Annotated in this window: 25 protein-coding genes; 13 read left to right on the plus strand and 12 right to left on the minus strand. The window is 67.2% G+C overall.

Annotation, left to right across the window (positions count from 1 at the left end):
• Positions 1-64 precede the first annotated feature (64 nt).
• Positions 65-958, plus strand: a complete 894-nt coding sequence (locus tag BM388_RS08390) for a helix-turn-helix transcriptional regulator (protein WP_089849069.1) — start codon at positions 65-67, stop codon at positions 956-958.
• Positions 959-980: 22 nt separating this feature from the next.
• Here BM388_RS08390 and BM388_RS08395 read toward each other — a convergent pair whose 3' ends face one another.
• From BM388_RS08395 to BM388_RS08425, 7 genes are all read right to left on the minus strand, one after another.
• Positions 981-1,385 carry a hypothetical protein gene (locus tag BM388_RS08395; RefSeq protein WP_089849071.1) on the minus strand — a complete coding sequence of 135 codons (405 nt, stop codon included), beginning with the start codon at positions 1,383-1,385 and terminating at the stop codon, positions 981-983.
• 123 nt (positions 1,386-1,508) lie between these two features.
• Complete coding sequence (locus BM388_RS08400) at positions 1,509-1,853, minus strand: Na+/H+ antiporter subunit G (protein WP_245781497.1); 345 nt, start codon at positions 1,851-1,853, stop codon at positions 1,509-1,511.
• The gene (locus BM388_RS08405) at positions 1,850-2,119 is read right to left on the minus strand and encodes a K+/H+ antiporter subunit F (RefSeq protein ID WP_089849073.1); all 270 of its coding nucleotides are present in this window, start codon (positions 2,117-2,119) and stop codon (positions 1,850-1,852) included. Before BM388_RS08405 ends, BM388_RS08400 begins: the two co-directional genes overlap by 4 nt.
• Positions 2,116-2,622, minus strand: coding sequence for a Na+/H+ antiporter subunit E (locus BM388_RS08410; protein WP_089849076.1), 507 nt, complete (start codon positions 2,620-2,622; stop codon positions 2,116-2,118). Before BM388_RS08410 ends, BM388_RS08405 begins: the two co-directional genes overlap by 4 nt.
• Positions 2,619-4,148 carry a monovalent cation/H+ antiporter subunit D gene (locus tag BM388_RS08415; RefSeq protein ID WP_089849078.1) on the minus strand — a complete coding sequence of 510 codons (1,530 nt, stop codon included), beginning with the start codon at positions 4,146-4,148 and terminating at the stop codon, positions 2,619-2,621. The genes BM388_RS08410 and BM388_RS08415 overlap by 4 nt, the downstream gene beginning before the upstream one ends.
• A complete protein-coding gene (locus BM388_RS08420) occupies positions 4,145-4,483 on the minus strand; it encodes a Na+/H+ antiporter subunit C (RefSeq protein WP_089849080.1) in 339 nt (112 codons plus the stop codon). The genes BM388_RS08415 and BM388_RS08420 overlap by 4 nt, the downstream gene beginning before the upstream one ends.
• Positions 4,483-7,275, minus strand: a complete 2,793-nt coding sequence (locus BM388_RS08425; protein ID WP_089849082.1) for a monovalent cation/H+ antiporter subunit A — start codon at positions 7,273-7,275, stop codon at positions 4,483-4,485. Before BM388_RS08425 ends, BM388_RS08420 begins: the two co-directional genes overlap by 1 nt.
• Before the next feature lie 359 nt (positions 7,276-7,634).
• Between BM388_RS08425 and BM388_RS08430 the strand changes: the two genes are divergently transcribed.
• Together BM388_RS08430 and BM388_RS08435 are read left to right on the plus strand one after the other, a co-directional pair.
• Entirely contained in the window at positions 7,635-7,832 is a 198-nt protein-coding gene (locus tag BM388_RS08430; RefSeq protein WP_089849084.1) for a hypothetical protein, read from the plus strand.
• 37 nt (positions 7,833-7,869) lie between these two features.
• Positions 7,870-8,175: a hypothetical protein gene (locus tag BM388_RS08435; protein ID WP_139233911.1), complete on the plus strand. Its 306-nt coding sequence runs from the start codon at positions 7,870-7,872 to the stop codon at positions 8,173-8,175.
• A gap of 169 nt (positions 8,176-8,344) precedes the next feature.
• Here the strand turns inward: BM388_RS08435 and BM388_RS08440 are convergent, their stop codons facing one another.
• Positions 8,345-10,303 (minus strand): sigma-54-dependent Fis family transcriptional regulator, encoded by a 1,959-nt coding sequence (locus BM388_RS08440; protein ID WP_315584993.1) that lies wholly within the window; start codon positions 10,301-10,303, stop codon positions 8,345-8,347.
• A 383-nt stretch (positions 10,304-10,686) separates the two neighbouring features.
• On the opposite strand from BM388_RS08440, the gene BM388_RS08445 reads away from it, so the two are divergent.
• The 8 genes from BM388_RS08445 to BM388_RS08480 are packed head-to-tail and all read left to right on the plus strand — an operon-like array spanning position 10,687 to position 17,747.
• Positions 10,687-11,202 carry a gluconate 2-dehydrogenase subunit 3 family protein gene (locus BM388_RS08445; protein ID WP_089849089.1) on the plus strand — a complete coding sequence of 172 codons (516 nt, stop codon included), beginning with the start codon at positions 10,687-10,689 and terminating at the stop codon, positions 11,200-11,202.
• 56 nt (positions 11,203-11,258) lie between these two features.
• On the plus strand, positions 11,259-12,839 hold the full coding sequence (locus BM388_RS08450; protein WP_089849091.1) for a GMC family oxidoreductase: 1,581 nt from the start codon (positions 11,259-11,261) through the stop codon (positions 12,837-12,839).
• A 14-nt stretch (positions 12,840-12,853) separates the two neighbouring features.
• Positions 12,854-13,840 (plus strand): thiamine pyrophosphate-dependent dehydrogenase E1 component subunit alpha, encoded by a 987-nt coding sequence (locus BM388_RS08455; protein WP_089849093.1) that lies wholly within the window; start codon positions 12,854-12,856, stop codon positions 13,838-13,840.
• A 40-nt stretch (positions 13,841-13,880) separates the two neighbouring features.
• Positions 13,881-14,969 (plus strand): 2,3-butanediol dehydrogenase, encoded by a 1,089-nt coding sequence (locus tag BM388_RS08460; protein WP_281245183.1) that lies wholly within the window; start codon positions 13,881-13,883, stop codon positions 14,967-14,969.
• On the plus strand, positions 14,966-15,991 hold the full coding sequence (locus BM388_RS08465; protein ID WP_089849095.1) for an alpha-ketoacid dehydrogenase subunit beta: 1,026 nt from the start codon (positions 14,966-14,968) through the stop codon (positions 15,989-15,991). Before BM388_RS08460 ends, BM388_RS08465 begins: the two co-directional genes overlap by 4 nt.
• A 17-nt stretch (positions 15,992-16,008) precedes the next feature.
• On the plus strand, positions 16,009-16,245 hold the full coding sequence (locus tag BM388_RS08470; protein ID WP_089849097.1) for a biotin/lipoyl-containing protein: 237 nt from the start codon (positions 16,009-16,011) through the stop codon (positions 16,243-16,245).
• A gap of 11 nt (positions 16,246-16,256) precedes the next feature.
• Entirely contained in the window at positions 16,257-17,027 is a 771-nt protein-coding gene (locus BM388_RS08475) for a 2-oxo acid dehydrogenase subunit E2 (protein ID WP_089849099.1), read from the plus strand.
• Positions 17,028-17,039: 12 nt separating this feature from the next.
• A complete protein-coding gene (locus tag BM388_RS08480) occupies positions 17,040-17,747 on the plus strand; it encodes a lipoyl protein ligase domain-containing protein (RefSeq protein ID WP_089849101.1) in 708 nt (235 codons plus the stop codon).
• A gap of 494 nt (positions 17,748-18,241) precedes the next feature.
• On the opposite strand, the gene BM388_RS08485 is transcribed toward BM388_RS08480, so the two are convergent.
• From BM388_RS08485 to BM388_RS08500, 4 genes are all read right to left on the minus strand, one after another.
• Entirely contained in the window at positions 18,242-18,832 is a 591-nt protein-coding gene (locus BM388_RS08485) for a VOC family protein (RefSeq protein ID WP_089849104.1), read from the minus strand.
• Positions 18,833-19,196: 364 nt separating this feature from the next.
• Positions 19,197-19,379 carry a hypothetical protein gene (locus tag BM388_RS08490; protein ID WP_139233912.1) on the minus strand — a complete coding sequence of 61 codons (183 nt, stop codon included), beginning with the start codon at positions 19,377-19,379 and terminating at the stop codon, positions 19,197-19,199.
• A gap of 73 nt (positions 19,380-19,452) precedes the next feature.
• Positions 19,453-19,878, minus strand: coding sequence for a DUF2784 domain-containing protein (locus BM388_RS08495; RefSeq protein ID WP_089849109.1), 426 nt, complete (start codon positions 19,876-19,878; stop codon positions 19,453-19,455).
• A gap of 45 nt (positions 19,879-19,923) precedes the next feature.
• The gene (locus BM388_RS08500) at positions 19,924-21,030 is read right to left on the minus strand and encodes a pyridoxal phosphate-dependent aminotransferase (protein WP_089849111.1); all 1,107 of its coding nucleotides are present in this window, start codon (positions 21,028-21,030) and stop codon (positions 19,924-19,926) included.
• 243 nt (positions 21,031-21,273) lie between these two features.
• Between BM388_RS08500 and BM388_RS08505 the strand changes: the two genes are divergently transcribed.
• Both BM388_RS08505 and dctP read left to right on the plus strand, forming a co-directional pair.
• On the plus strand, positions 21,274-22,053 hold the full coding sequence (locus tag BM388_RS08505) for an AraC family transcriptional regulator (RefSeq protein ID WP_089849211.1): 780 nt from the start codon (positions 21,274-21,276) through the stop codon (positions 22,051-22,053).
• 192 nt (positions 22,054-22,245) lie between these two features.
• Positions 22,246-23,316, plus strand: a complete 1,071-nt coding sequence (gene dctP / locus BM388_RS08510; protein ID WP_425431918.1) for a TRAP transporter substrate-binding protein DctP — start codon at positions 22,246-22,248, stop codon at positions 23,314-23,316.
• Positions 23,317-23,354: the final 38 nt, after the last annotated feature.

Consider the following 23,354-nt stretch of genomic DNA (forward strand, 5'->3'; position numbering starts at 1 on the left):
AAATTCATGCAGTAATATGCAAAATAACGACGAATTCAGCCTGTATCCGTATGAGGGAAACGCCATGGCACTCGGCCCGGAGCACGCCTACCTGACCACCGCCGAGGTGGCCGACTACCTGCGCCTCAAGGAGCGCAAGGTCTACGACCTGGTGCGACAGGGCGGCATCCCCTGCGTGCGGGTGACCGGCAAGCTGCTCTTCCCGCGCCAGGCTATCGACCTGTGGCTGATGAGCCACCTGGAGGGCGACCGGGCGAGTAGCCGGCCCGTGCCGCTGGTGCTCGCCGGCAGCCAGGACCCCTTGCTGGAGTGGGCGGTGCGCGAGAGCGACGCCGGCCTGGCGCTGCTCTGTCACGGCAGCGGCGACGGGGTGCGACGTCTGCTCTCTGGCGAGGCGATGGTGTCGGGGCTGCACCTGCTGGACGAGCGTGGCGGCGACTACAACCGGCCCGAGGCGCTGGGGCTTGCCGGCATGCGCGATCTGGTGATGGTGCGCTGGGCGACGCGCCGTCAGGGGCTGCTGCTGGCGCCCGATAATCCGCTGCGTATCGCCGCGCTGAAGGACCTGGTGAATCGACGTGTGCGGGTCGCCCATCGTCAGCCGGATGCCGGCGCGCATCGGCTGCTGAGCTGGCTGCTGAGGCGGGCGGGCATCGATCCAAACGAGCTGCGCTTCGCCGCCCATCCCTCACTCAGCGAGGACGACCTGGCGCTGGCGATCCGCCAGGGCGAGGCCGATGCGGGGCTGGGCGTCGAGGCCGCCGCGCGCCGTCAGGGGCTCGCCTTCGTGCCGCTCCACGAGGAGGCCTTCGACCTGGCCCTGCGGCGGCGCAGTTTCTTCGAGGCACCGATCCAGCGCCTGCTGGCCTTCGCCCGGGAGCCGCGCTTCGTCGAGCGGGCCGAGGCGCTGGGCGGCTATGACATCGGTGAGGTGGGACGGGTGGTGCACAACGCCTGAGCCGGCCGGCAGGCCGCCGCCTCTACCACCCGAGCCAGCGACGAAAACGCTTCCCGGGTGAGAGATCGCTGCTCTCGGATGCCTGGTTCACCTTTCCCGAGAGCTGCGCCGTGGCCTCCTTGAGCGGCGCGATGATGGCCTCGAGGTGGTGCTGGCACAGCGGGCGGTTGATGGCGGCGGGGCACTGGGCCATCAGCAGGCCGCAGTGGTAGAAGGCGGCGTCCAGGGACGGATAGACCTCCTTGAAGGGGCCCGCCTGCCGACGGCAGCGCTGCAGCTCGCGAAGCAGCAGGCTCATCGTCTGCGCGTCCAGCCAGCAGGGGGTGTCGTCCCGGCTGGAGGAGCAGGCGACCGAGTGTTGTATCGCCTGGAAGGAGACGTGCAGGAAGACGCAAGCGTAATAGAGTTGGGAGCGTTCCGCGTTCATAGCGCACCATGAGGCTCAAATGAGATTGAATATCATTCTGGCGTTTAGGGCAGAGATGTCAAATGGTGGCGCCTGCGATATCCGGGCAGGCGTGATCCTCAGCGCCTGAGGATCGGAACGCCGCTACCGTTCGGGCGGGTTTCGGGTGCCCGGCACGCCTTTGATGCGGCGGCGCAGGGCGGCCTTGCCCATCATGTGGGCGCTGACCGGGGCGGTGGCGAATAGGAAGATCGTCACCAGCGCCTCCTGCACCGAGACGCCGTCCTGCTGGTGGCCGAAGTAGAGCAGCGAGCCGATCAGCGTGCAGCCGACGCCCAGGGTGCTGGCCTTGGTGGGGCCGTGCAGCCGGGTGTAGAAGTCGGGCAGCTTGGCCAGCCCCCAGGAGCCGATCAGCGCCACCAGGGCGCCGACCAGCAGGAAGGCGGCAACGACGAGCTGCAGGGTCCACGGCATGTCGAGGCTGGTCATTCGATGACGTCCCCCCGCAGCAGGTACTTGCTCATGGCCACGGTGCCGACGAAGCCCATCAGCGCGATCAGCAGCGCCAGCTCGAAGAGCACGCCGAGGCCCATCCTCAGGTCGGCCAGCACGATTAGCGCGATGCTGTTGATCATCAGGGTATCCAGCGCCAGGATCCGATCGACGATGTCGGGCCCGACGGCCAGGCGGTAGAGGTTCAGCAGGGCGGCGACGGCGAAGAGCGTCATGGCGATGGGGATGACGATGGCGATCATCGGAAGATCTCCTCCAGGGGCTGCTCGTAGCGCGTGCGAATGGCGGCGATGGCCTCGGCCTCGTCCTCCAGGTGCAGGGCGTGGATCAGCAGGGTCTTGGCCTCGGCGTCGTGGTGGAGTGAGACGGTGCCCGGGGTCAGCGAGATGGTGCTGGCCAGCAGGGTGATGGCGAAGTCGTCGTCCAGCGCCAGCGGATAGGTGAAGAAGCCCGGCCGCAGCTCACGGGCGGGGCGCAGGATGCGCAGGGCCACCACCAGGTTGGAGCGCAGGATGTCGATCAAGAGCACCCCCAGGTAGCGCAGCAGCGGCAGCGGTCGCCGGATCTTCGCCTCCTCCGGCCAGAAGGCGTGGGTCACGATGGGAATCGCCACGCCGAGCGCCAGCCCCAGCAGGGCGTGGGCGACGCTCAGGTCGTTGACCATCAGCAGCCACAGCAGGGCCAGGAAGAGCGAAAAGAGCGGATGCGGCAGCCAGAACTGCCGGGAGCGGACGTTTGGCGTCATGGCGCGATCTCCGTGGCGACGGCCAGCGTCTCCGGCAGCATGGCGGCGATGTAGGCCCTGGGCGTCAGCAGCTGCTCGGCGGTCAGCGCGAGATACCCCATGATCGGCTCGCCCAGCGCCGAAAGCGCGCCGTTGAGGGCCACCATGGCACAGACGATGGCCAGGCAGCCGTGATCCAGCGGGCGCGCTTCTGCTTTGCCCGCCCCACCGGGGCGCCAGAACCAGCTGCTGCCGGTGCGGCTGACGGCGATCAGTGTCAGCAGCGCCGCGGTGAGCAGCACGCCCCACAGCCAGAGCCCCCGCGGCTCATCGGCACTCGCCTGGAGGATCCACGCCTTGCTGACGAAGCCGCCGAACGGCGGCAAGCCGACCGCGGCGATGGCGGCGAGGAAGAACAGGCTGCCGAGCACCCCGCGATGCCCCACGGGGGCCGCCACCGAGAAGCGGTCGTAGCCCTCGTCGCGCTGCTGGCCCAGCAGGTCGGCGAGCAGGAAGAAGGCGGCCGCCATGCCTGTGCTGTGGATCAGGTAGAAAAGCGCGGCGGCGAGCGTCGCCGGCGTCACGAGGCTCAGGGTGGCGAGCAGGGTGCCCACCGAGATGATCACCAGGTAGGCGGTCAGGGTGCGCAGGCTGTCCGAGCCCAGCACACCGACGCCGCCCAGCGCCAGGGTCGCCAGCGCGAGCGGCCACAGCCACTGCCAGGCGGCGGCATTGACCGGCGCCTCGCCCAGTCCGAAGACCAGCAGGAAGACCCGCAGGATGGCGTAGACGCCGACCTTGGTCATGATGGCGAAGAGCGCGGCCACCGGGGCGCTCGAGGCCGAGTAGGCGCGGGGCAGCCAGAAGAGCAGCGGCAGGATGGCGGCCTTGATGCCGAACACCACCAGCAGCACCATGCTGGCCGCCGCCAGCAGTGGTGCGTCGCCCGGCGGGGCGGCGGCCACCTGGAGGGCCAGGTCGGCCATGTTGAGGGTGCCGGTGAGCCCGTAGAGGGTGCCCAGGGCGACCAGGAACAGCGCCGAGCCCACCAGGTTGATGATCACGTAGTGCAGGCCGGCGCGGCTGCGCGCCCGCCCGCCGCCATGCAGCAGCAGCGCGTAGGAGGCGATCAGCAGGATCTCGAAGAACACGAAGAGGTTGAACAGGTCGCCGGTCAGGAAGGCGCCGTTGAGGCCAGCCAGCTGGAACTGGAAGAGGGCATGGAAGTGCGCCCCGCGACGGTCGATCCCGCGGCTGGCGTAGAGCAGGCAGCCAAGCCCCAGGGTGGCGGTGAGCGCCAGCATGAGGGCGCTGAGCCGGTCGAGGATCAGCACGATGCCGTAAGGCGCCGGCCAGTCGCCGGCGTGGTAGAGCCGATATTCCCCGGTGCCGGCCGTGACCAGGGCCCAGGCGCCCAGCAGCGCGAGGCCCAGGGTGCTGGCGAGGCCGGCCAGGCGCTGCACACCGAACGGCAGCCGATAGAGCAGCAGCAGGCTCGCCCCGGTGATCAGCGGCAGCAGGATCGGCAGGATCAGCACGTGGTTCATAGCCTATCCTCGTCGGGGTTCTCGCCGTCGACGTGGTCGTTGCGCAGCTCCACCGCCGCCTTGAGGGCCAGCACCACCACGAAGGCGGTCATGGCGAAGCCGATGACGATGGCGGTGAGCACGAGGGCCTGGGGCAGCGGGTCCGCCGAGCGCTCGGTGAGGCCGACGATGGCCGGCGCACCCGCCACCAGGCGCCCCGACGCGAACAGGTAGAGGTTGACGGCGTGGGAGAGCAGGGTGAGGCCCAGGATGACCGTGAAGGTGCGCGCCCGCAGCAGCAGGTAGACCCCACAGGTGGTCAGCACGCCCAGCGTCATCGCATAGAGCAGTTCCATCAGCCGATCTCCTTGCCGGGGCCGGCCACGGTCATCAGCTTGCCGAGGTTGGCCAGCACCAGCAGCGTCGCCCCGACCACGGTGGCATAGACGCCGAGGTCGAAGAGCATGGCGGTGGCCAGCTCGAACTCGCCGATCAGCGGCAGGTGAAAGTGACCGTGGGCCGAGGTGAGGAACGGAACACCGAACAGAAAGCTGCCGAGCCCCGTGGCCACGGCGATCAAGAGGCCGGCCCCGATCAGCGGCCGGAAGGCGGTCAGCATGCGGGTCTGGGCCCAGGCCAGGCCGCCCGCCATGTACTGCAGCGTGAAGGCCACGGCGGTGATCAGCCCGGCGATGAAGCCGCCGCCGGGCTGGTTGTGGCCGCGCAGGAAGATGTAGGCCGAGACCAGCAGGGCGATCGGCAGCACCAGCCGCGCCACGGTGCTGAGCATGATCGGGTGCGGCTCGGCCACCCAGTGCCCGGGGTTGGTGTCGACCACCCGCTCCTTGAGGTGCAGGTCGCGGGTGAAGGCGAAGACCGCGACGGCGGCGATGCCGAGCACCGTGATCTCGCCCAGGGTATCGAAGCCGCGGAAGTCCACCAGGATCACGTTGACCACGTTGGTGCCGCCGCCACCGGGCAGGCTGTTGGCGAGGAAGAAGTCGGAGATGGTGTGCTGCGGGCGCGTCAGGATGGCGAAGCTGAAGGCCGCGACGCCGCCGCCCACCAGGCCGGCGATGGCCAGGTCGCGTCCCATCCTTGCGCGCGTCGACTCCCGGGGCGACTGCTGGGGCAGGAAGGAGAGCGCCAGCATCATGATTACCACCGCCATCACCTCCACCATCAGCTGGGTCAGGGCGAGGTCCGGCGCCGAGAAGCGCGCGAAGGCGACGGTCACGAAGAGCCCGGTCACCCCGAGCAGCAGCAGGGCCGGCAGCCGGTGATGATGGAAGACCACCACGCCGATGGCCGCCAGGCAGAGCAGGCCGGCGGCCAGCACGGTCAGCGGGTCGAGCGGGCCTAGCGGCACGCCGCCGTTCCAGCGCGCCACGGCGAGCAGTTGCACGCCGACCAGCACCACGACGGTGATCATGATGAAGGTCAGGTAGCGCTGCAGCGAGCCGTTCTCGAGCTGGAAGACCCGGCGCTGGGACAGCGCGATGGCGCGGCGCATGGCCCAGTCGAAGATCTCCTTGGCATCCACCTCCGGCAGCTGGGCGTGGAGGCGAAACAGCGAACCGCGGATCGTGTAGAAGAGCGCGCCGCCCGCCAGGGCGACGAGGCTCATCAGCCCCGTCCGGGTGTCGCCCAGCGTCGCGACGTCGTAGGCGGGAAGCGGGACCTGGCGCGCGGCCTCGAACGCCGGGTGGACGAGCGTCGCGTAGAGCCCCTGCGGCGCCAGGCCCACTAGGAGCGTGGCCAGGGCCAGCAGGGCGATGGGCGTGAGGGCCGCCTTGCGGGGCTCGCGGGGCGGCCAGACGGGCAGGTCGATGGGCCGCCCGTTGAAGTAGACGTTATGGAAGATGCGAATCGAGTAGGCCACCGAGAAGAGCCCGGCCAGGGTGACCCAGGCGGGAATCACCAGTGTGGCCCACTCGGGCGCGACCACCCGCAGGCTCTCGCCGAACAGCATCTTCTTGCTCAGGTAGCCACTCATCAGCGGCAGGCCCGCCATGGCGGCGGCGGGGATCGCCGAGAGCGCCATCAGCGTCGGCATGAAGCGCCACATGCCGTCGATGCGGCGCATGTCGCGGGTACCGGTGGCGCGATCCACGTAGCCCGCCATCATGAACAGCGGCGCCTTGAACAGCGCATGGCAGACCAGGTGGAAGAGTGCCGCCGCCAGGGCCATGGGGGTGCCCAGGCCCAGCAGCAGCATGATCAGCCCCAGGTGGGACACCGTGGAGTAGGCCAGCAGCCCCTTCATGTCGTGCATGAACATGGCCACGAAGGCCCCCACCATGAGCGTCAGCATGCCGGTCAGGGTGACCAGGTGGAACCACAGCTCGGTGTCGGCCAGGGCCGGATGCAGCCGGGCGAGCAGGAAGATCCCCGCCTTGACCATGGTCGCGCTGTGCAGATAGGCGGAGACCGGGGTCGGCGCCGTCATGGCGTGGGGCAGCCAGAGGTGGAAGGGAAACTGCGCCGACTTGGTGAAGGCGCCGAGCAGGATCAGGTTGAGCATCAGCCCATAGTGCTCATGGGCGCGGATCTGCTCGCCGGCCTCGAGCACCACCGAGAGCTCGTAGCTGCCGGCGGCCTGGCCGAGCAGCACGATGCCGCCGAGCAGGGCCAGTCCGCCGCCGCCAGTGATCACCAGCGACATCCGCGCGCCCAGCCTGGCCGCCTGGCGGTCGCTGTGAAAGCCGATGAGCAGGAAGGACACCAGGCTTGTCAGCTCCCAGAACACCAGCATGAACAGCAGGTTCTCGGACAGCACGATGCCGAGCATCACCGCCATGAACGAAAGCACCAGGGTGAAGAAACGCGCGGCCGAGGCGCTGCCCTCGAAGTAGTAGCGCGCGAAGAGCAGGATCAAGGCGCCGATGCCGGTGATCAGCAGGGCGAACAGCAGGCCCAGGGCGTCGAGGCGCAGCGCCAGGTTCAGCCCCAGTGAGGGCAGCCACTCTAGCTCGGCAATGATCGTCTCGCCGCTCGAGACCCGCGGAAGGAAGCTCAGCAGCAGCAGGAGGCTCGAGACGGTGGGCAGCGTTGCCAGGCACGCGAGGCGCCGGCAGGTGGCGCGCCGGTAAAGCGCCGGCAGCAGCGCGCCGAGCAGCGGGAACAGGATGATGAGGGCCAGTGTCATGCGGGCGCTTCCGGCTAGCGACGGGAAACGTGGCGGGGGGCGGGGTGGCACGTCTCCCCGTGGCCTGACGCGAGCGTGGGGATGAGGGCGGCTCGATGCTGGGTGATCGTCCCTGTCATGGGTCAGGCTCCCTGAAGCACGCGGGTCCGGCGCTGTCGCGACCGGCCCCTTCACTATAGCGGGCGGGCCTGTCGCCGAGCGTGTCGTGCGTCAACGCTCGGCGCTACGTGAGGCGGGGCAGCGTCACTCTAATGGCTGTCTCTTGATGGAGACATTAGCGTCGCGACGGCGCCACATGGGGGAGAAGGCACTGGTTCGTTAGAATGGCGATCCTTCATTCTCCATTCACGAGAGACCCCATGACCCGTCGAGTCCTCCTGCTGTCCCTCCTGCTGATCGCCACGACCGTGCTGGCGGGCTGCAGCTATACGCCGGCGCGGATCACCTCCGAGCCGCTGATCGAATTCGGCGATCACCATGATCGTCACGACCACGATCGTCGCAGCCACGGCGGCGGCTTCTGCCCGCCCGGCCAGGCCAAGAAAGGGCGCTGCTGATCCGGCAGGCCCGCTCGTGACCAGACGGGGGAGCGTCATGAACGGTTTCAGAACGGCGGGGTGTGTGGTGCTGCTGGCCGGCGCCCTGCTCCTGGCGGGGTGTAGCTATACGCCACCGCGCATCCTCTCCGAGCCGCTGATCGAGATCGACGGTTACCACGGCGGTCATCACCGTCGTCATGACCGCCACGATCACCACGATCGCGACCGTTACGACTATCGGCGTTATGAAGGCCATTACCGCGACCACTACCACGATGGTCGGCGCGACCGTGACCGCCATCACCACCGGCAGCGCTCGCTCTTCTGTCCTCCCGGCCTTGCCATGCAGGGGCGCTGCTGAGCGCACGCCCCCTCTCTCCCTAGCGGCCCATTTCACCGCGCCTGGGCCTTGCTCAAAGGGTCAGGCCTGGCGCCGTGTCGCCTCGAATATCGTCAACCGGCCCGGCACCAGGGTGTCTTGCGCGTCAGTGAGGACTGCTCTGGCCCCGGTCGATGGGCGGGCTCCGGTATCACAGGGCATCCAGCTGGTGAGGAGGGGTGATCCCGAGGCGTTTCATGCGCCGGTAGATGGTCGGCCGTGAGAGGCCGAGCTCACGGGCCACGGCGCTGATGTTCCACTGCTGGCGTCGCAGGGCCTCGTGGAGTGGATCCATGGAGCGTGACACCGCCGAGTGGCCGGCGACGAGCTCGTCGGGTGTTTCGGCGGGGCGTGCCGCCGGATGCGCCAGGTGACCGCTGATGCATTCCTCCGGTAGGTCGCCGACCACCACCTCGTCGCCTTCGCAGGTGGCCAGGGCATAACGCAGGGCGTTATGCAGCTCTCGAATGTTACCCGGCCAGGGATAGGCGAGCAGGGCGCTCATGGCGTCCCCGCGCAACCGTATCCGCGAGTCGCCGCGCTCGGCCTTCAGGTCCTCGAAGAGCCGTCGGATCAGGTAGCCCTGGTCCGCCCGCTCACGTAGCGGCGGCAGCCGCAGGCTGGCGCCGTTCAGGCGATAGAAGAGGTCCTCGCGGAACTGTCCCAGGTCGATCAGCCCACGCAGGTCGCGGTGGGTAGCCGCTACGACGCGCAGATCGACCTTCACCGGCCGGTTGGCACCGATCGGCAGCACCTCCCCCTCGGCCAGCACGCGCAGCAGCCGGGTCTGCAGCTGTAACGGCATGTCGCCGATCTCGTCCAGGAAGAGGGTGCCGCCGCTGGCCTGGGCGATCAGCCCCTTCATGCCCTTGCTGTTGGCGCCGGTGAAACTGCCGGGCTCGTAGCCGAACAGCTCGCTCTCGATCAGCGACTCGGGCATGGCGGCGCAGTTGATCGCCACGAAGGACTGGTCGCGTCGACGGCTGGAGTCGTGCAGCGCCCGCGCCATGCGTTCCTTGCCCGTGCCGGTCTCGCCGATCACCAGCAGGTTGATCGGCTCGTTGCGCAGCCGGGCGGCGCGGGTCAGGGTGTCGCGCATCGCCGGGTCATCGTCGGCCAGGGCCTCCAGCGGGGCCAGGCTGCTTTTTTCGCCCGGGCGCGCTTGGCCGCTGGGGGCGCGGCGGCGCTGCGGTTCGAGCAGGGTGGCGAAGTGCAGTTCGTGATGGCGGTGGGTGCGGAAGGCCCGCACCCGGTCGTCGCCATAGCGGTGGATGTCGAGCACCTCGTCGATCTCGGCGTCGATCAGGTCCTGGATGTGCCAGGCCTTGAACGGCCGGGCGTCACCGGCGCCGGCCAGTGGCAACTCGTGATGGCGCAGCAGCTTGCGCCCGGCGGTGTTGGCGGCCAGCAGGGTGCCGTCCTCCTCGATGGCGATCAGGTAGCGCCGGTTGATCTGCACGAACTCCCGAGAGCGGTCCAGGCAGACGATGTGGTAGCCACTGAAACGCTGCAGGAAGTAGGCATCCTCGATCATCCGCGCATAGTGCTTGACCACCTGCAGGGCGAAGGTCTGGGAGGTCTTGGATTCCGGGGAACGATAGGCGGAGATGTCCAGCACCGCCAGCAGCTGGCCGTCGGGGTCGAAGACCGGCGCCGCCGTGCAGGTCAGGCGAATGTGGTGGGCACTGAAGTGATCGCTGTGGTGGCAGGTCAGCGGCACTCGCTCATGGATGCAGGTGCCCACCGCGCAGGTGCCGGCATGCTCTTCGCTCCAGTCGGCCCCCAGATAGAGGCCGGTGCGCTGGTGCTCATACTGGGCGCTGCTCGCGCCGAGAAACTGCACGGCGATGCCCCTGGCGTCGGTGAGCAGGACCACATAATCCAGCGGTCTCACCTGGCGATAGAGTTGCTCCACTCCGGCCCTGGCCACCTGGATCAGGGCGTCGGCCTGGTCCTGGTGCTCGCGCAGGGTACGGTCGGGGACATAGCGGGGTGGGCTGGGCGCTGCCGGGTCGAGGCCGTAGCGGTCGATGCAGCGACGCCAGGAACGCTCGATGACGGCGTTTTCGTCGGCGCCGGGATGCTCTCGTGCGTGCAGGATTGTCTGCACGTGTTGTCGTTGTGCCTGGGCGGTACTCATGGTCATGGCCTGTGGCCGGCGAGCCGGCGTGTCAGGTTATTGTCGTTGTCCTTTCATTCAAGGTACGCCCCGGAGAGACCAACGGTGATTCGACCTTGGTCGCCCCCGTTACACCTGTAACGCCTCCTGTAAACGGGGTTGTCACGCCGAGTGTAATAGTCGCCGTCCACCTCGGCGTGGGAGACGTCTGCCTTCGTCCTTTTTCGCTATCCTTTTCTTTTATAAACAATGGCTTGATTTGGTTCTGGCCCTTTCTGGCACGGAATCTGCGAGGGGAGGGGCGTGCGGCCCCATGGCCGCTCTGGCTGACCACCGGCGCGACGATCGCGCTGCACAACAACAGGAGCCACGCCATGACCTCTTCTCCCAAGGCGATGCCGCTGAGCCGGCGTCGCTTCCTCAGCCTCACCGGCCAAGGCGCGTTGGTTGCCGGAGCAGCGCTCGGCGCCGGCGGCCTCTGGCCGCGCTGGGCCCTGGCCGAACCCGACCTCGCCGCCGGCCTGCTGCGCATGGGCCGTGACATCTACCCCCACGATGCCATTCCCGACACCTATTACCTCACCCCCCTCGAGCCGCTGCTGGAGAATCACCGGGCGCTGATCGCCGACGGCCTGGCCGAGCTCAACCGGCGGGCGCGTGACGCCCACGGGAAGGACTACGGCGACATCGGCGAGGAGGCCGACCGGGCGGCGCTGCTGCGCGAGATCGAGGACGGCGACTTCTTCCAGACGGTGAGGGGAACCCTGGTGGTGGGGCTCTACGACAACCCCGCGCTCTGGGAGTCGCATTTCGGTTACGAGGGATCGTCGTGGCAGCAGGGGGGATACCTCCATCGCGGCTTCGATGACCTGAAGATCGACTGGCTGTGACGCCCGATATCCCGGTGTGACCCGATAACAACAACCGATTCGAGAGGAAACACGCCATGGCAACACGTTTCGACCATGACGATGACAGCGTGGTGGTGATCATCGGCTCAGGGGCCGGCGGCGGCACCTTGGCCCATGCCCTGGCCAAGAAGGGCATCGACAGCGTGGTGCTGGAGGCCGGCAAGCGCTACCAGATGAACGACATCGAGAATGACGAATGGGAGATGTTCAAGAAGATCTCCTGGCTCGATGAGCGCATCACCGCCGGCCCCCGCCAGCTCACCGAGACCTTCCCCGGCCTGCCGGCCTGGATCGTCAAGGGGGTGGGTGGCAGCACCATCCACTGGGCCGGCGTCTCGCTGCGCTTCCAGCCCCATGAATTCAAGCTGCACAGCGAGATCGGCGATCTCGAGGGTGCCAACCTGCTGGACTGGCCGATCTCCTACGAGGACCTGGAGCCCTACTATGTAAAGGCCGAACGCCATATGGGGGTGACCGGGGACTCCACCGGCATGCCCTATCACCAGTGGAACAACAACTTCAAGGTGCTGGCCGCCGGCGCCGAGCGCATCGGCTATACCCAGCTGCGCTCCGGTCCCATGGCCATCAACACCGAGGAGTACGACGAGCGCAGCCGCTGCATGCAGGCCGGCTTCTGCATGCAGGGCTGCCGCTTCGGTGCCAAGTGGTCGACCATGTACACCGATATTCCCCGCGCCGAGGCCAGCGGGCACTGCGAGGTGCGGCCGCGCTCCATGGCCCTGAAGATCGAGCACGACGCTCAGGGGCGGGCCACCGCGGTGGTCTATGCCGATGGCGATGGCAACCAGCACCGTCAGCGCGCCAGGGCGGTGTGCCTCGCCGGTAACTCCATCGAGTCGCCGCGCCTGCTGCTCAATTCTCACTCCTCGAGGTTCCCGGATGGCCTGGCCAACTCCTCCGGCCAGGTGGGTCGCAACTACATGACCCACGCCACCAGTTGCATCTTCGGCGTGATGCCCAAGCCCGTGCACATGCATCGCGGCACCACCTTCGCGGGCATCATCTCCGACGAGGCGCGCCTCGATCCGTCCCGGGGCTTCGTCGGCGGCTACACCCTGGAGGTGATGTCGCTGGGCGTGCCCTTCTTCGCCAAGTTCATGGATCCCACCAATGCCGGCTGGGGACGCGATATCACCACCGCCCTGGACAAGTACGACCATCTCTCCGGGGTATGGATCTGCGGTGAGGATCTGCCCATGGAGCGCAACGGCATCACTCTGCACGACACCAAGAAGGACCAGTACGGCCTGCCGGTTCCCGTCGTCTACAAGGGCGATCACCCCAACGACGTGAAGTTGCGCAGCCATGGCGAGCAGCAGGCGCGGCGCTGCTACGAGGCCGCGGGCGCCGAGCGCATCTTCAAGGTGCCGGACTTCCCCACCAGCCATAACGTCGGCACCAACCGCATGAGCGCCCGGCCCGAGGACGGGGTGGTCAACCAGTGGGGCCAGACCCACGACATCGACAACCTGTTCATCTCTGACGGGAGCCAGTTCACCTCGAGCGGCGCCGAGAACCCGACCCTGACCATCGTCGCCCTGGCGCTGCGCCAGGCCGATCACATCGCCGAGCGCATTCAGCGCCAAGAACTCTGAGCGGAGGACTCCCCATGCAACCGACCAATGACCAGCGGCTGTGGATGTACCGTCAGATGGTGACCAGCCGTCATCTCGAGGAGCGCATCGAGACGATCTACATGGAAGGCAAGACGCCGGTCTTCAACATGGCCAAGGGGCCGATTCCCGGCGAGATGCATCTCTCCAATGGCCAGGAACCCTGTGCGGTCGGGGTCTGCGCCCACCTCGGCGCCGAGGACGTCGTCGTCGCCACCCACCGGCCGCACCATATCGCCGTGGCCAAGGGCGTCGACCTCGATGCCATGGTCGCCGAGATCTTCGGCAAGGCGACTGGCCTCTCCGGCGGGCGTGGCGGCCACATGCACATCTTCGATGCCGACGTGAACTTCTCCTGCTCGGGGATCATCGGCGAGAGCCTGGGGCCGGCGGCGGGTGCCGCCCTGTCCCGGAAGATACAGGGCAAGCCCGGGGTGGCGGTAGCCTTCCTGGGGGAGGGGGCGGCCAACCAGGGCGCCTTCCATGAGGCCCTGAACCTTGCGTCGGTCTGGCAGCTGCCCGTGGTGTTCGTGATCGAGGACAACGCCTGGGGCATCTCGGTGGCCAAGCAGGCCGCCACCGCCGTGCCGCGCAACGACCTGCGCGCCAGCAGCTACAACATGCCCGGGGTGCATGTCGCCGATAACGACGTCGAGGGCGTGTTCGCCGCGGCCGGCGAGGCCATCTCCCGGGCCCGTGACGGCCAAGGGCCGACCCTGATCGAGATCGAGACCTCGCGGCTGGCCGGCCACTTCATGGGGGACAGTGAGGACTATCGGCCCGAAGGAGAGAAGGCCGGGCTCCAGAGTCATGATCCCATCCCGCGCTATCGCCAGGCGCTGATCGAGGCCGGGTTGCTCGACGAGGCCGCCGACAGCCGCCTGGTCGACGAGGCTCACGAACGTGTCGAGGCGGCCATTCACTTCGCTCGGGAGAGCGACTTCCTGCCCGCCGAGGCGGCCCTCGAGACCGTCTTCGTCTGATTGCCACGAAGAACCGAAAACGACAATCAGGAGTAAAGTCATGAATATGATGCAAGCGGCAGTCTGGTACCGAGCCAAAGACCTCCGCGTCGAAAGTGTCCAGGTCCCGACCGTCCAGGAGCCGCACCAGGTAAAGGTGAAGATCGCGGCCTGCGGCATTTGCGGCAGCGACCTTCACGAGTATAGCGCCGGCCCCATCTTTATCCCGGTCGATGCCCCGCATCCTCTCAGCCAGCAGCAGGCCCCCATCATCATGGGCCACGAGTTCGCCGGTGAGGTCGTGGAAGTGGGCAAAGGTGTCACCCGAGTCAAGCCGGGGGACCGAGTCGCCATCGAGCCCATCCTTTCGCCAAATCGAGATGGCCACTATCTCATGGAGCGCTACAACCTGACGCCGTTGCTGGGGTTCCATGGTCTCTCGGGCGGCGGCGGCGGATTCTCAGAATATACGGTCGTCGGCGAGCACATGGTTCACCCCCTGCCTGATGACCTCTCCTATGAGCAGGGGGCACTGATCGAGCCGGCTGCCGTGGGCCTGCATGCGGTGCGTCAGAGCGCGCTGAAAGCCGGTGACAGTGCCGTGGTCTTCGGTGCAGGCCCCATCGGTTTGATGATCATCGAGGCGCTCAAGGCCGCCGGGGCTGCCAGCATCGTGGCCGTGGAGCCTTCTGACTCGCGCCGGCACAAGGCGAGGGACCTGGGTGCCCAGGTGGTGGACCCGCGAGAGCAGGACGCGGTAGAGCAGGTGCATGCCTTGACGCAGGGTGGCGCCGACTTCGCCTTCGAGGTGACCGGCATTTCCGCCGTGCTGGACCAAGCAATCAATGCCACCCATGCCGGTGGCGAGACAGTGATCGTCAGCATCTGGGAAACCGAGACGGCCTTCCAACCCAATGACCTGGTGATCAAGGAGCGCACCCTGAAGGGCATCATCGCCTATCGGCACATCTATCCCGCCGTGATGGCCCTGATGCAGCAGGGCTATTTTCGCGCCGAGGACCTGATTACCGCACGTATCGTGCTGGACGATGTGGTCGAGCAGGGGTTCGAGACCCTGCTCAATGACAAGTCGCACATCAAGATCATCGTACGGCCCGGCCAGCGGCTGGGCGAAGGAGTCATGTCATGAATACTGTCACCGGCTCTCGCAAGCTGACCATCGCCCGGGCCATGGCCGAGGCCACGGCCCAGGAAATGCGCCAGGACCCGTCGGTCTTCGTGATGGGCGAGGACGTGGGCCCACTCGGCGGCGTCTTCGGCAACACTCGGGGCCTGCATGAGGAGTTCGGGTCCGAACGTGTGCGCGACACTCCGATCTCCGAGACCGCCTTCATCGGCGCCGCCGTGGGCGCCGCCTCCGATGGCATGCGCCCCATCGTCGAGCTGATGTTCGTCGACTTCTTCGGCGTGTGCATGGACGCCATCTACAACCTGATGGCCAAGAATACCTACTTCTCCGGCGGCAAGGTCAAGGTGCCGATGGTGCTGATGACCTCCACCGGCGGCGGCTACTCGGACGCCGGGCAGCACTCTCAGTGCCTCTACGGTACCTTCGCCCACCTGCCGGGCATGAAGGTGGTGGTGCCGAGCAACGCCTATGACGCCAAGGGCCTGATGACCGCGGCGATCCGCGACGACAACCCGGTGGTCTTCATGTACCACAAGTCGTTGCAGGGCATGGGCTGGCTGGGCACCGAGAAGGGCGCCACCGTGGCGACGCCAGAGGAGCCCTACACCGTCGAGATCGGCAAGGCCTCCGTGGTCAAGGAAGGCCAAGACCTGACCCTCGTCAGCCTCGGGGCCGGCGTGCATCACTGCCTGCGTGCCGCCAAGGCGCTGGGTGAGGAGGGCTTCGATGCCGAGGTCGTCGACCTGAGAAGCCTGGTGCCGCTGGACCGCGAGACGGTGCGCGCCTCGGTGGCCAAGACCGGCCGGCTGATCGTGGTCGATGAGGACTACCACAGCTACGGCGTCAGCGGCGAGATCATCGCCAGCGTCGCCGAGCACGACCCCGCCTGCCTCAAGGCCGCTCCCCGGCGCGTCGCCTACCCGGACATTCCGATCCCCTTCGCGCCGACCATGGAGCAGTGGGCGCTGCCCAATGCCGACAAGATCGTCGCCGCTTTCCACCAGATGCTGCACAACAACTGAATGACAGGAGACACTTCATGACGACCCCGATTACGGTGCCCGAGAACCTCTGGGATGGCGATGGTGAGGGCGTGATCACCGCCTGGCTTGTCGACGATGGCGGTCAGGTGAACCAGGGCGACCTGGTGGCCGAGGTGATGGTCGAGAAGGCCCAGTACGAGATCGAGGCCCCGGTCTCCGGAGTATTGACCATCGCCAAGCAGGAAGACGAGGTGGTCGCCAAGGGCACCTCCATCGCCAGCCTGGAAACCTGAGGAGTTTCTCCATGCCACTCGACACCCAGAATGCCGCCGCCCCCGGGGGGGCGGCTCACTCGCCGGCGGACGGAAGACGTGAGCCGCGCGAGATTCCGCTGCGCGGCATGCGCGGCATGATTGCCACCAAGATGCGCGAGAGCCTGCAGTCGACCGCCCAGCTGACCCACCATGCCGGCGCCGAACTCGGTGCCGTGCAGGCGCTGCGCGCGCACTGTCGTAGCGCCGGGCTCGCGCCGCCCTCGGTGCAGGACATCCTGTTACGCCTGGTGGTTCAGACCCTCCAGGACTTTCCGGCCCTGAACGCGACCCTGGAAGACAACCGCATCACCGAGCACCCTGTGGTGCATCTGGGACTCGCCGTGCCGCTGCCCGACGACCTGCTGGTGGCCCCGGCGCTGTTCGATGCCCAATCGGTCGAACTGGGGGCTCTGCCCGACGCACGACGCGACCTGGTGGAGCAGGCCCGCACCGGGAAGCTCTCGGTCCGTGAGCTGACCGGGGCGACCTTCACCGTCTCCAACCTGGGACGCTCCCGGGTGCACCATTTCACGCCGATCCTCAACCTCCCCCAGGTGGCGATTCTTGGCATCGGTGGCATCGAGGCGCGGGTGGTGCCCGACGAGGCGGGCGGCGTTCGGTCGGCCGAAGTGATCGGCCTGTCGTTGACCTTCGATCATCGCGCGGTCAATGGTGCGCCAGCGGCGGCCTTTCTCGATGGTCTGGTCGAGCGCATCGAGCGCATCGCGCCCGCGGCCTTCGACCATGAACTGCGCTGCTGACCCGGGGGAGCCATGGCCGTTCCGCTAGCGATCTCCAGCGTGACCCTGCAACGCCCCACGGTGGAGGAGGGTCTCCTCGCCGAGGAGGGCCTCCTCGAGATGGTCTGCCAGGGGGAGCTATCACTCGGCTGGCTGGCCTGGTCGCCCCGGGACCGAGGCCTGGTGATGCCGCGCCGCCACGAGCGCCTGGCGGACTTTCCCGAGGCCCGGGCGCGGCTGGCCGAGCGGGGCTGGCCGGTTCGTTTCCGTGCCACCGGCGGGACGCCGGTGCCCCAGTCGCCCCAGGTGATCAATGTCGCCCTGGCCCAGCGCTGCCGGGTGGGCGGCTCGGCGGCCCACCTGGAGTGGGGCTACCACCGCCTGGGCGATCCCTGGTGCGATTGGCTCGGTCATCTGGGCGTGGCGGACGCCGATCTCGGCCCGGTCGCCGGTTCCTACTGCGATGGGCGCTTCAACGTGCGCATCGCCGGGCGCAAGCTGGTGGGCACTGCCCAGCGCTGGCGCCGGGTGCGGGGCTGTCGCGACATGGCTCTGCTGGTGCATGGCGCCATGCAGGTCGAGGGGGATCCCGCGGAGCTGGTGGCGGTCGTCAACGACTTCCAGGCCGGTATCGGTGACCCCATGCGCTTCCGGGCCGAGCGACACATCGCGTTGCGCGAGGCGATCCCCGGCTTCCAACCAGAGACCCTCGACACGCTGCTGGCGCGTTACCGGGGATAGTCACACAACCTATTGATACGTCGCTAGCAACGAGAAGAGAAGCGCCATTTTCTGTGCTTCCATGTCCTACCCGAGCGAAAACGGGGTCAGGTTCGACGTCGATGACTCCCTCAACCAACACTTGGCGTTGGTGAACGGTTTTCTGGGGTGACAACAGGGATCGCACCAAGGTGCGCAAGGCATCGTCGCGGCCGATGGCTTGGCCTTGGCACTCGTCTGTTTGGTGAATGTCTGGAGAAACTCCGCAGAAGAATTTCAGGCCGCACTCGCGCATCACGGCCAGGAAATGCTGGGCGACCTGCCAAGCTTTACCCATGTTCAACCGATCATCCAGATCGATGCGATCCTTGCTTGGGCGGGCGCTACCCTGGCATGTCCTTGCGTGTCGCGGGTAATACAAAGGAGATGGCCAATCGGCCATCTCCTTTTTTCGCCTTTTTCGCCGGTGCCGGTTCGCGGCCCTCTCGAAGAAGGGGGCGAGAGGAGATCAGAGGTTAGTGTCTGGGGTCCCAGAGGCGACCACTGTTCTCTTCTTCGTACCCCATGCTGCCGAAAGGCACGCTGACCATCTCGAGTTGCATGCCCCAGGGCGCCATGAAGTAGACCCAGGTCAGGCCTTCCATCGGGCCTTCGGTGAAGGTGTGGGGTTCACCCAGTACCTTCACATCGTTCTCCTTCAGATAGGCCACGGCTTGATCCATATCGTCGACATAGAAGGCGATATGATGTCCGCCGATGTCGCTGTTGCGGGGCTGTTCGGTGCGCTGGTCCGGCGCGGTGTATTCGAAGATCTCGAGGTTGGTGCCGTCGCCGCAGCGTACCAGGTGGGCGGCAGGGATAGTGGCCTCCGGGTGGACGTTCAGGTTCACCGTCATCCAGTCGTCCTCGAAAGGACCGAAGGGGCCGATGGTGAAGTAGGCCTCGCAGCCGATCACCTCGACGAAGAAGTCGACGGCGGCCTGACGGTCGGGCACGGTAAAGCCAAAGTGTTGGGGCCCCTGCATGCCGGGCAGTTCGGCCTGTGCGGCCTGTGCGGCCAATAACAAGGGAAGGGTAAGCAGCTTACGCTTCAGAGTGAAAGTCATGGCATGACTCCGTGTCTCATGAGTTGTTTTGTATTGATGGTCACCGCGGTATGTCACGGGCAACATGGATACTTTGAGCAAGGGCCATGCCAAGAAGCTGGTGTATCACGATCGCTGTTTAATGTGCTGAGTTATAACGGGGTTAAAGGAAAAGGGAGGATTCGAGTCGGCCATGGTGATACGCCGGCGCTACACCTGTCACGTGACACCTGTCACGACTGTCATTTCGCCAAAAGTCGTGCCTCGCTTTGTCGTCATGACGCCGGGGAGGTGGTCGATAAGGCCAAGCTCGGCTGGGCCCGGGTACGACCGACGGAGGCGAGAGTCGATCCACGGGTTAGGCGGTTAGCGTAGAAGGCCCCGCTTATGGGGTCTCGAATAGCTGCCCCTCGGGGGCGCTTAAGTAGCCCAAGCGATACGCCTGGAGGATCTCCCGGGTCGCCTCGCTCACCCGGATCTCCACGGTGCGCTGGACCTTGTCCTCGATCTCCAGCGGTGGCTGGTATATCGGCTCCTCGCCGGCCTCTCTGGCGCCCAGCACGGCCACGCTGAATTCGCGGCCGAGGAGGTATTCCTCCGCGACGACCCGGGGGGAATCACTCGGACCGCGATACCACGCCTCAGCGGGCGTCATGGCGTCCCTTGCGGCGGAAGGGGCGAGGGCGAACCCAGAACCAGCTGAGGATCACGAGACCGGCGAATAGCGTATAGACGATGGTGAAGACCCAGGCGGGGGCCTGATAGTACAGCAGCTCGTGCAGCCAGTAGGCGATGAAGGAGCCGGCATACACGACGTCTCCTGCCTTCTCCCGCAGCGCCATTTCCCAGGCGGTGAGGGGACAGAGCGCGCCCAGCCAGGCCTGCAGCACCACGATGCCGATCGCCACCAGGTGAGCCAGGCGGAACCCGGGATGACGCACCCAGTGCCAGGCGCGCCCCTTGCCGACCAGCGTCAGCGCCAGTCCCAGTACCACGAACAGCACGAAGGCCGCGTGAACCACCAGGATGGCATCCGCCGCCAGGGAATAGAGCAGGCGAGTTTCCATGGTGTCACGCCTCTCCCGGGGTCGATACGCTCAGAGGGCTAGCAATCAGGCCTGGCGAAGGGCCTCCTCGAGGATGGCCAGCCGGCCCGGCACCAGGGCGTCTTCCACCGCGGTGATGCGCAGCACGTGGCCGAGGTCCGGGTGAGCCGGGCGGGCGATCAGCCGTCCGGCCTCGAGGAGTTCGCGGTTGACCCGCTCGGCGAGCTCGGCGCTTTGCATCTGCACGCCGATGAAGTTGGTGGCGCTCGGCAGCACCTCGGCGCCGAGGCCGCGCAGGTGCTCGGCCAGGCGTGCCCGGCGGCGATGCACGGCGGCGATGTGTTCGCGGGTCTCATCGGGGTGGTCGAGCACCACCTCGGCGGCGGCCAGGGTCAGGGTCGAGACCGCATAGTGGATGCGCACCTTCATCATCATCGCCAGGGTCTCGGGCTCGGCGATGGCATAGCCGATGCGCAGCCCGGCCAGGCCGTGAGCCTTGGAGAGGGTGCGCAGGCGGATCACCCCGGACAGCACTTCGCGGGCGAAGGGGGTGTCGGGGTCCCCGCGGAAGTCGTGATAGGCCTCGTCGAGCAGCAGCCAGCAGTCGTCGGGCAGGGCCTCGCGCAGGCGGCGGACGGCGTCGTCATCGTGGAGGTGGCCGCTGGGGTTGTCGGGATTGGCGAGATAGACCAGCCGCGCCTCGCTCTCCCGGGCCGCGGCCACCAGGGCCTCGAGGTCCGGCGCGAGGCGCCCGGGCGATTCGTCGTAGGCGACCTCGACCAGCCGGCAGCCCTGGCCCCTGGCGAAGTAGCCGAAGGTGGGGTAGGTACCTGCGGTGGCCACCACCGTGGTGCCGGGCTCGGCCACGGTGCGCAGGGCCAGCGCTATCAGGCTGTCGGCGCCGGCATCGACCAGCAGCGACTCGAGCGGGACACCCTGCTGCTCGGCGAGACGCTGGCGCACGCCCAGCGCCTCGGAGTCGCCGTAGCAGTAGGCGTGCTCGACCATGGCATCGCCGAAGTGGGCGCGCAGGGCGCGGTGAGGCATGTCCAGCCCCTCGTTGGAGCCCAGGCGATGAGGGATCTCGCGGCCTAGGCGCCGCTCCAGCACGCGGATGCCGGGGAAGGGATTGGTCGGGCCGTCGCCGGTCAGGTGGTCGGGGAAACGGGGCATCGGGAACTCCCTGTCAGGTGTGATCAAGGGGGGAGCCACGGCCGGGTCCTGCCGACGCCGAAGGGAAGTGGGGTCGGAGGGCGCAGGGTCGACTCCCCGAGTGAGGCGATGGACCTTGCGACACCATAGCATTTGCGCCGCGCGGGACGAGTATCGTCGGTGGTCCCTTGGCCGCGGTTTGCGTTCCACGATCCGCCCCGGCATGTTGAAGCGGTCGATGGTGACCGCGAGGCGATGATGCCGATGACCTTTCTCGATCTGCGTACCGCCACCCTGGGGCACGAGCACATCGCTCACGATCATGGCCATCACCAGCTGATCCTGGCCACGCGAGGCACCACGGAGCTCTCCATCGAGGGGCAGGGCGGGTGCATTACCGGCAGCCGTGGCTGCCTGATCCCGAGCGGCCGCCATCACGACTACCGGGGCGACGGCCGTAACCGCACCTTCGTGCTCGACATCCCCGCCGATAGCCTGCCGGCGCTGCGTGACGGCGACGAGATCGAGCGTCTGTTCGACCGGCCGCGCTTCTTCGGCGTGCCGCCGCGTCTCAACCGTTTGGCCGCGAGCCTCATGCGCCAGCTCGAACTCTGCCCGGCCCTGCACAGCGAGATCGCCGCGCTGCTGCTGCGGGCCCTATACCTGCATCTCGAGTCCGAACCCCTCTCGGCGACCATCGAGGGACTCGCCGCCCCGGGGATCAGCGAGCGTATCGACCTGACGCGCCTGGATGCCTGGATCGACCATCACCTCGCCGACGAGATTCGCGTCGAGCGTCTGGCTGCGCTGTGCGCCCTGAGCGCCGGGCATTTTCATGCCTGCTTTCGCGAGCTGACGGGCATGACGCCCCTCGCCTACGTTCAGCGACGCCGGCTGGACCATGCCCGCACCCTGATCATGCACAGCGCCCTGAGTCTCGGTCATATCGCCTCCCTGGTGGGCTTTCGCGACCAGGGCAGCTTCTCCCGCGCCTACCGTCGATGCTTCGACGTCTCTCCCTCCGCCGAACGTCGCGCCAACTGAGCATTCCCGAGTCTCGGCCAACTCCACCGTAGTTACGGGCAAGCGCCATGAGCGATGGCGGCCTAGGCTGAAGGCCAGTGCCCTGTGCGCGCGCTGTACTAGGCGTGAGCGCGGCCGCGGCGTTGCCGGCGCCGCCGCCCAGGGCCGACCGCGACAATGACAATGACAACGCGAATACGAGGATGAACCATGATGTCGAAGGCACTCCCTCAAGTGGCGGCCCTGGCCGCGCTCCCGCTGGCCATCGCCAGCGCCCAGGTGCAGGCCCAGTCTACGGAAATGGCCATCGCCACGATCCTTCCGGAAAACATGAGCAACAACGAGGTCTACCCGGCGCTGGTCCATTTCAAGAACCTGGTCGAGACGCGCACCGATGGCGAGGTGACGGTCTCGATCTTCGGCAACAGTCAGCTGGGTTCCGAGGTGGAGACCGCCTCCGAGGTCCAGGGCGGCCGCACCCTGCAGTCGACCATCATCACTACCGGCGCCATGTCGTCCTTCTATGACGATTATCAGCTGATGACGGCACCCTTCCTCTTCGATAACTGGCGTCAGGCCTGGTCCTTCTTCGATGGCGAGTGGTTCGCCGACTTCATGTCGGGCACCGTCGAGGAGACCAACATGCGCTACCTGGGCACCTTCGACGACGGCGGCGGCTTCGTGGCCTTCACCAACAACGAACGCCCGATCAAGACCGTGGAGGACCTCGAGGGGCTCAATATCCGCACCGAGGAGAATCCGGGGCACGTCGCGATCATGAAGGCGCTGGGCGCTTCGGCCACGCCGCTGCCCTGGGGCGAGGTGATCACGGCCCTGGAGACGGGGCTGGCCGACGGTCAGTTCAACGCCCCCGTGCTCAACACCACCTTCAACTTCGACGAGGTGACGGACTACACCACTCTCACCGGTCACGTGTATAACAGCGCCGCCTGGCTGATCAGCGAGGAGTGGTTCCAGAGCCTGACCGAGGCGCAGCAGGCGGCCATCGTCACCTCGGCCCGCGAGGCCATTGCCATCGGGCACGGCATGTCCGGGGCGCTCGCCACTGCCAGCTGGCAGGAGTCCTGCGAGCGGTTCGAGGAGTGCTACATCATGCCGCCCGAGGAGCGTGCCCGCATGTCGGAGATTGCCACCCCGGCGTGGAAGGACTGGATCGTCAACGACTTCGGCATCGAGGCAGATAAGGTCGATGCCTTCCTCGGCGAGGTGGCGCGGGTTGGCGAGCAGGTCAGCGAGTCCGACGTCGCCGTGTACGGCCGCTGAGCGCTCTTTGTCGATCCGCCCCATCGGCCGGCCGCGAG

Source organism: Halomonas saccharevitans (genome assembly GCF_900116405.1).
Taxonomy (GTDB): Bacteria; Pseudomonadota; Gammaproteobacteria; order Pseudomonadales; family Halomonadaceae; genus Halomonas; species Halomonas saccharevitans.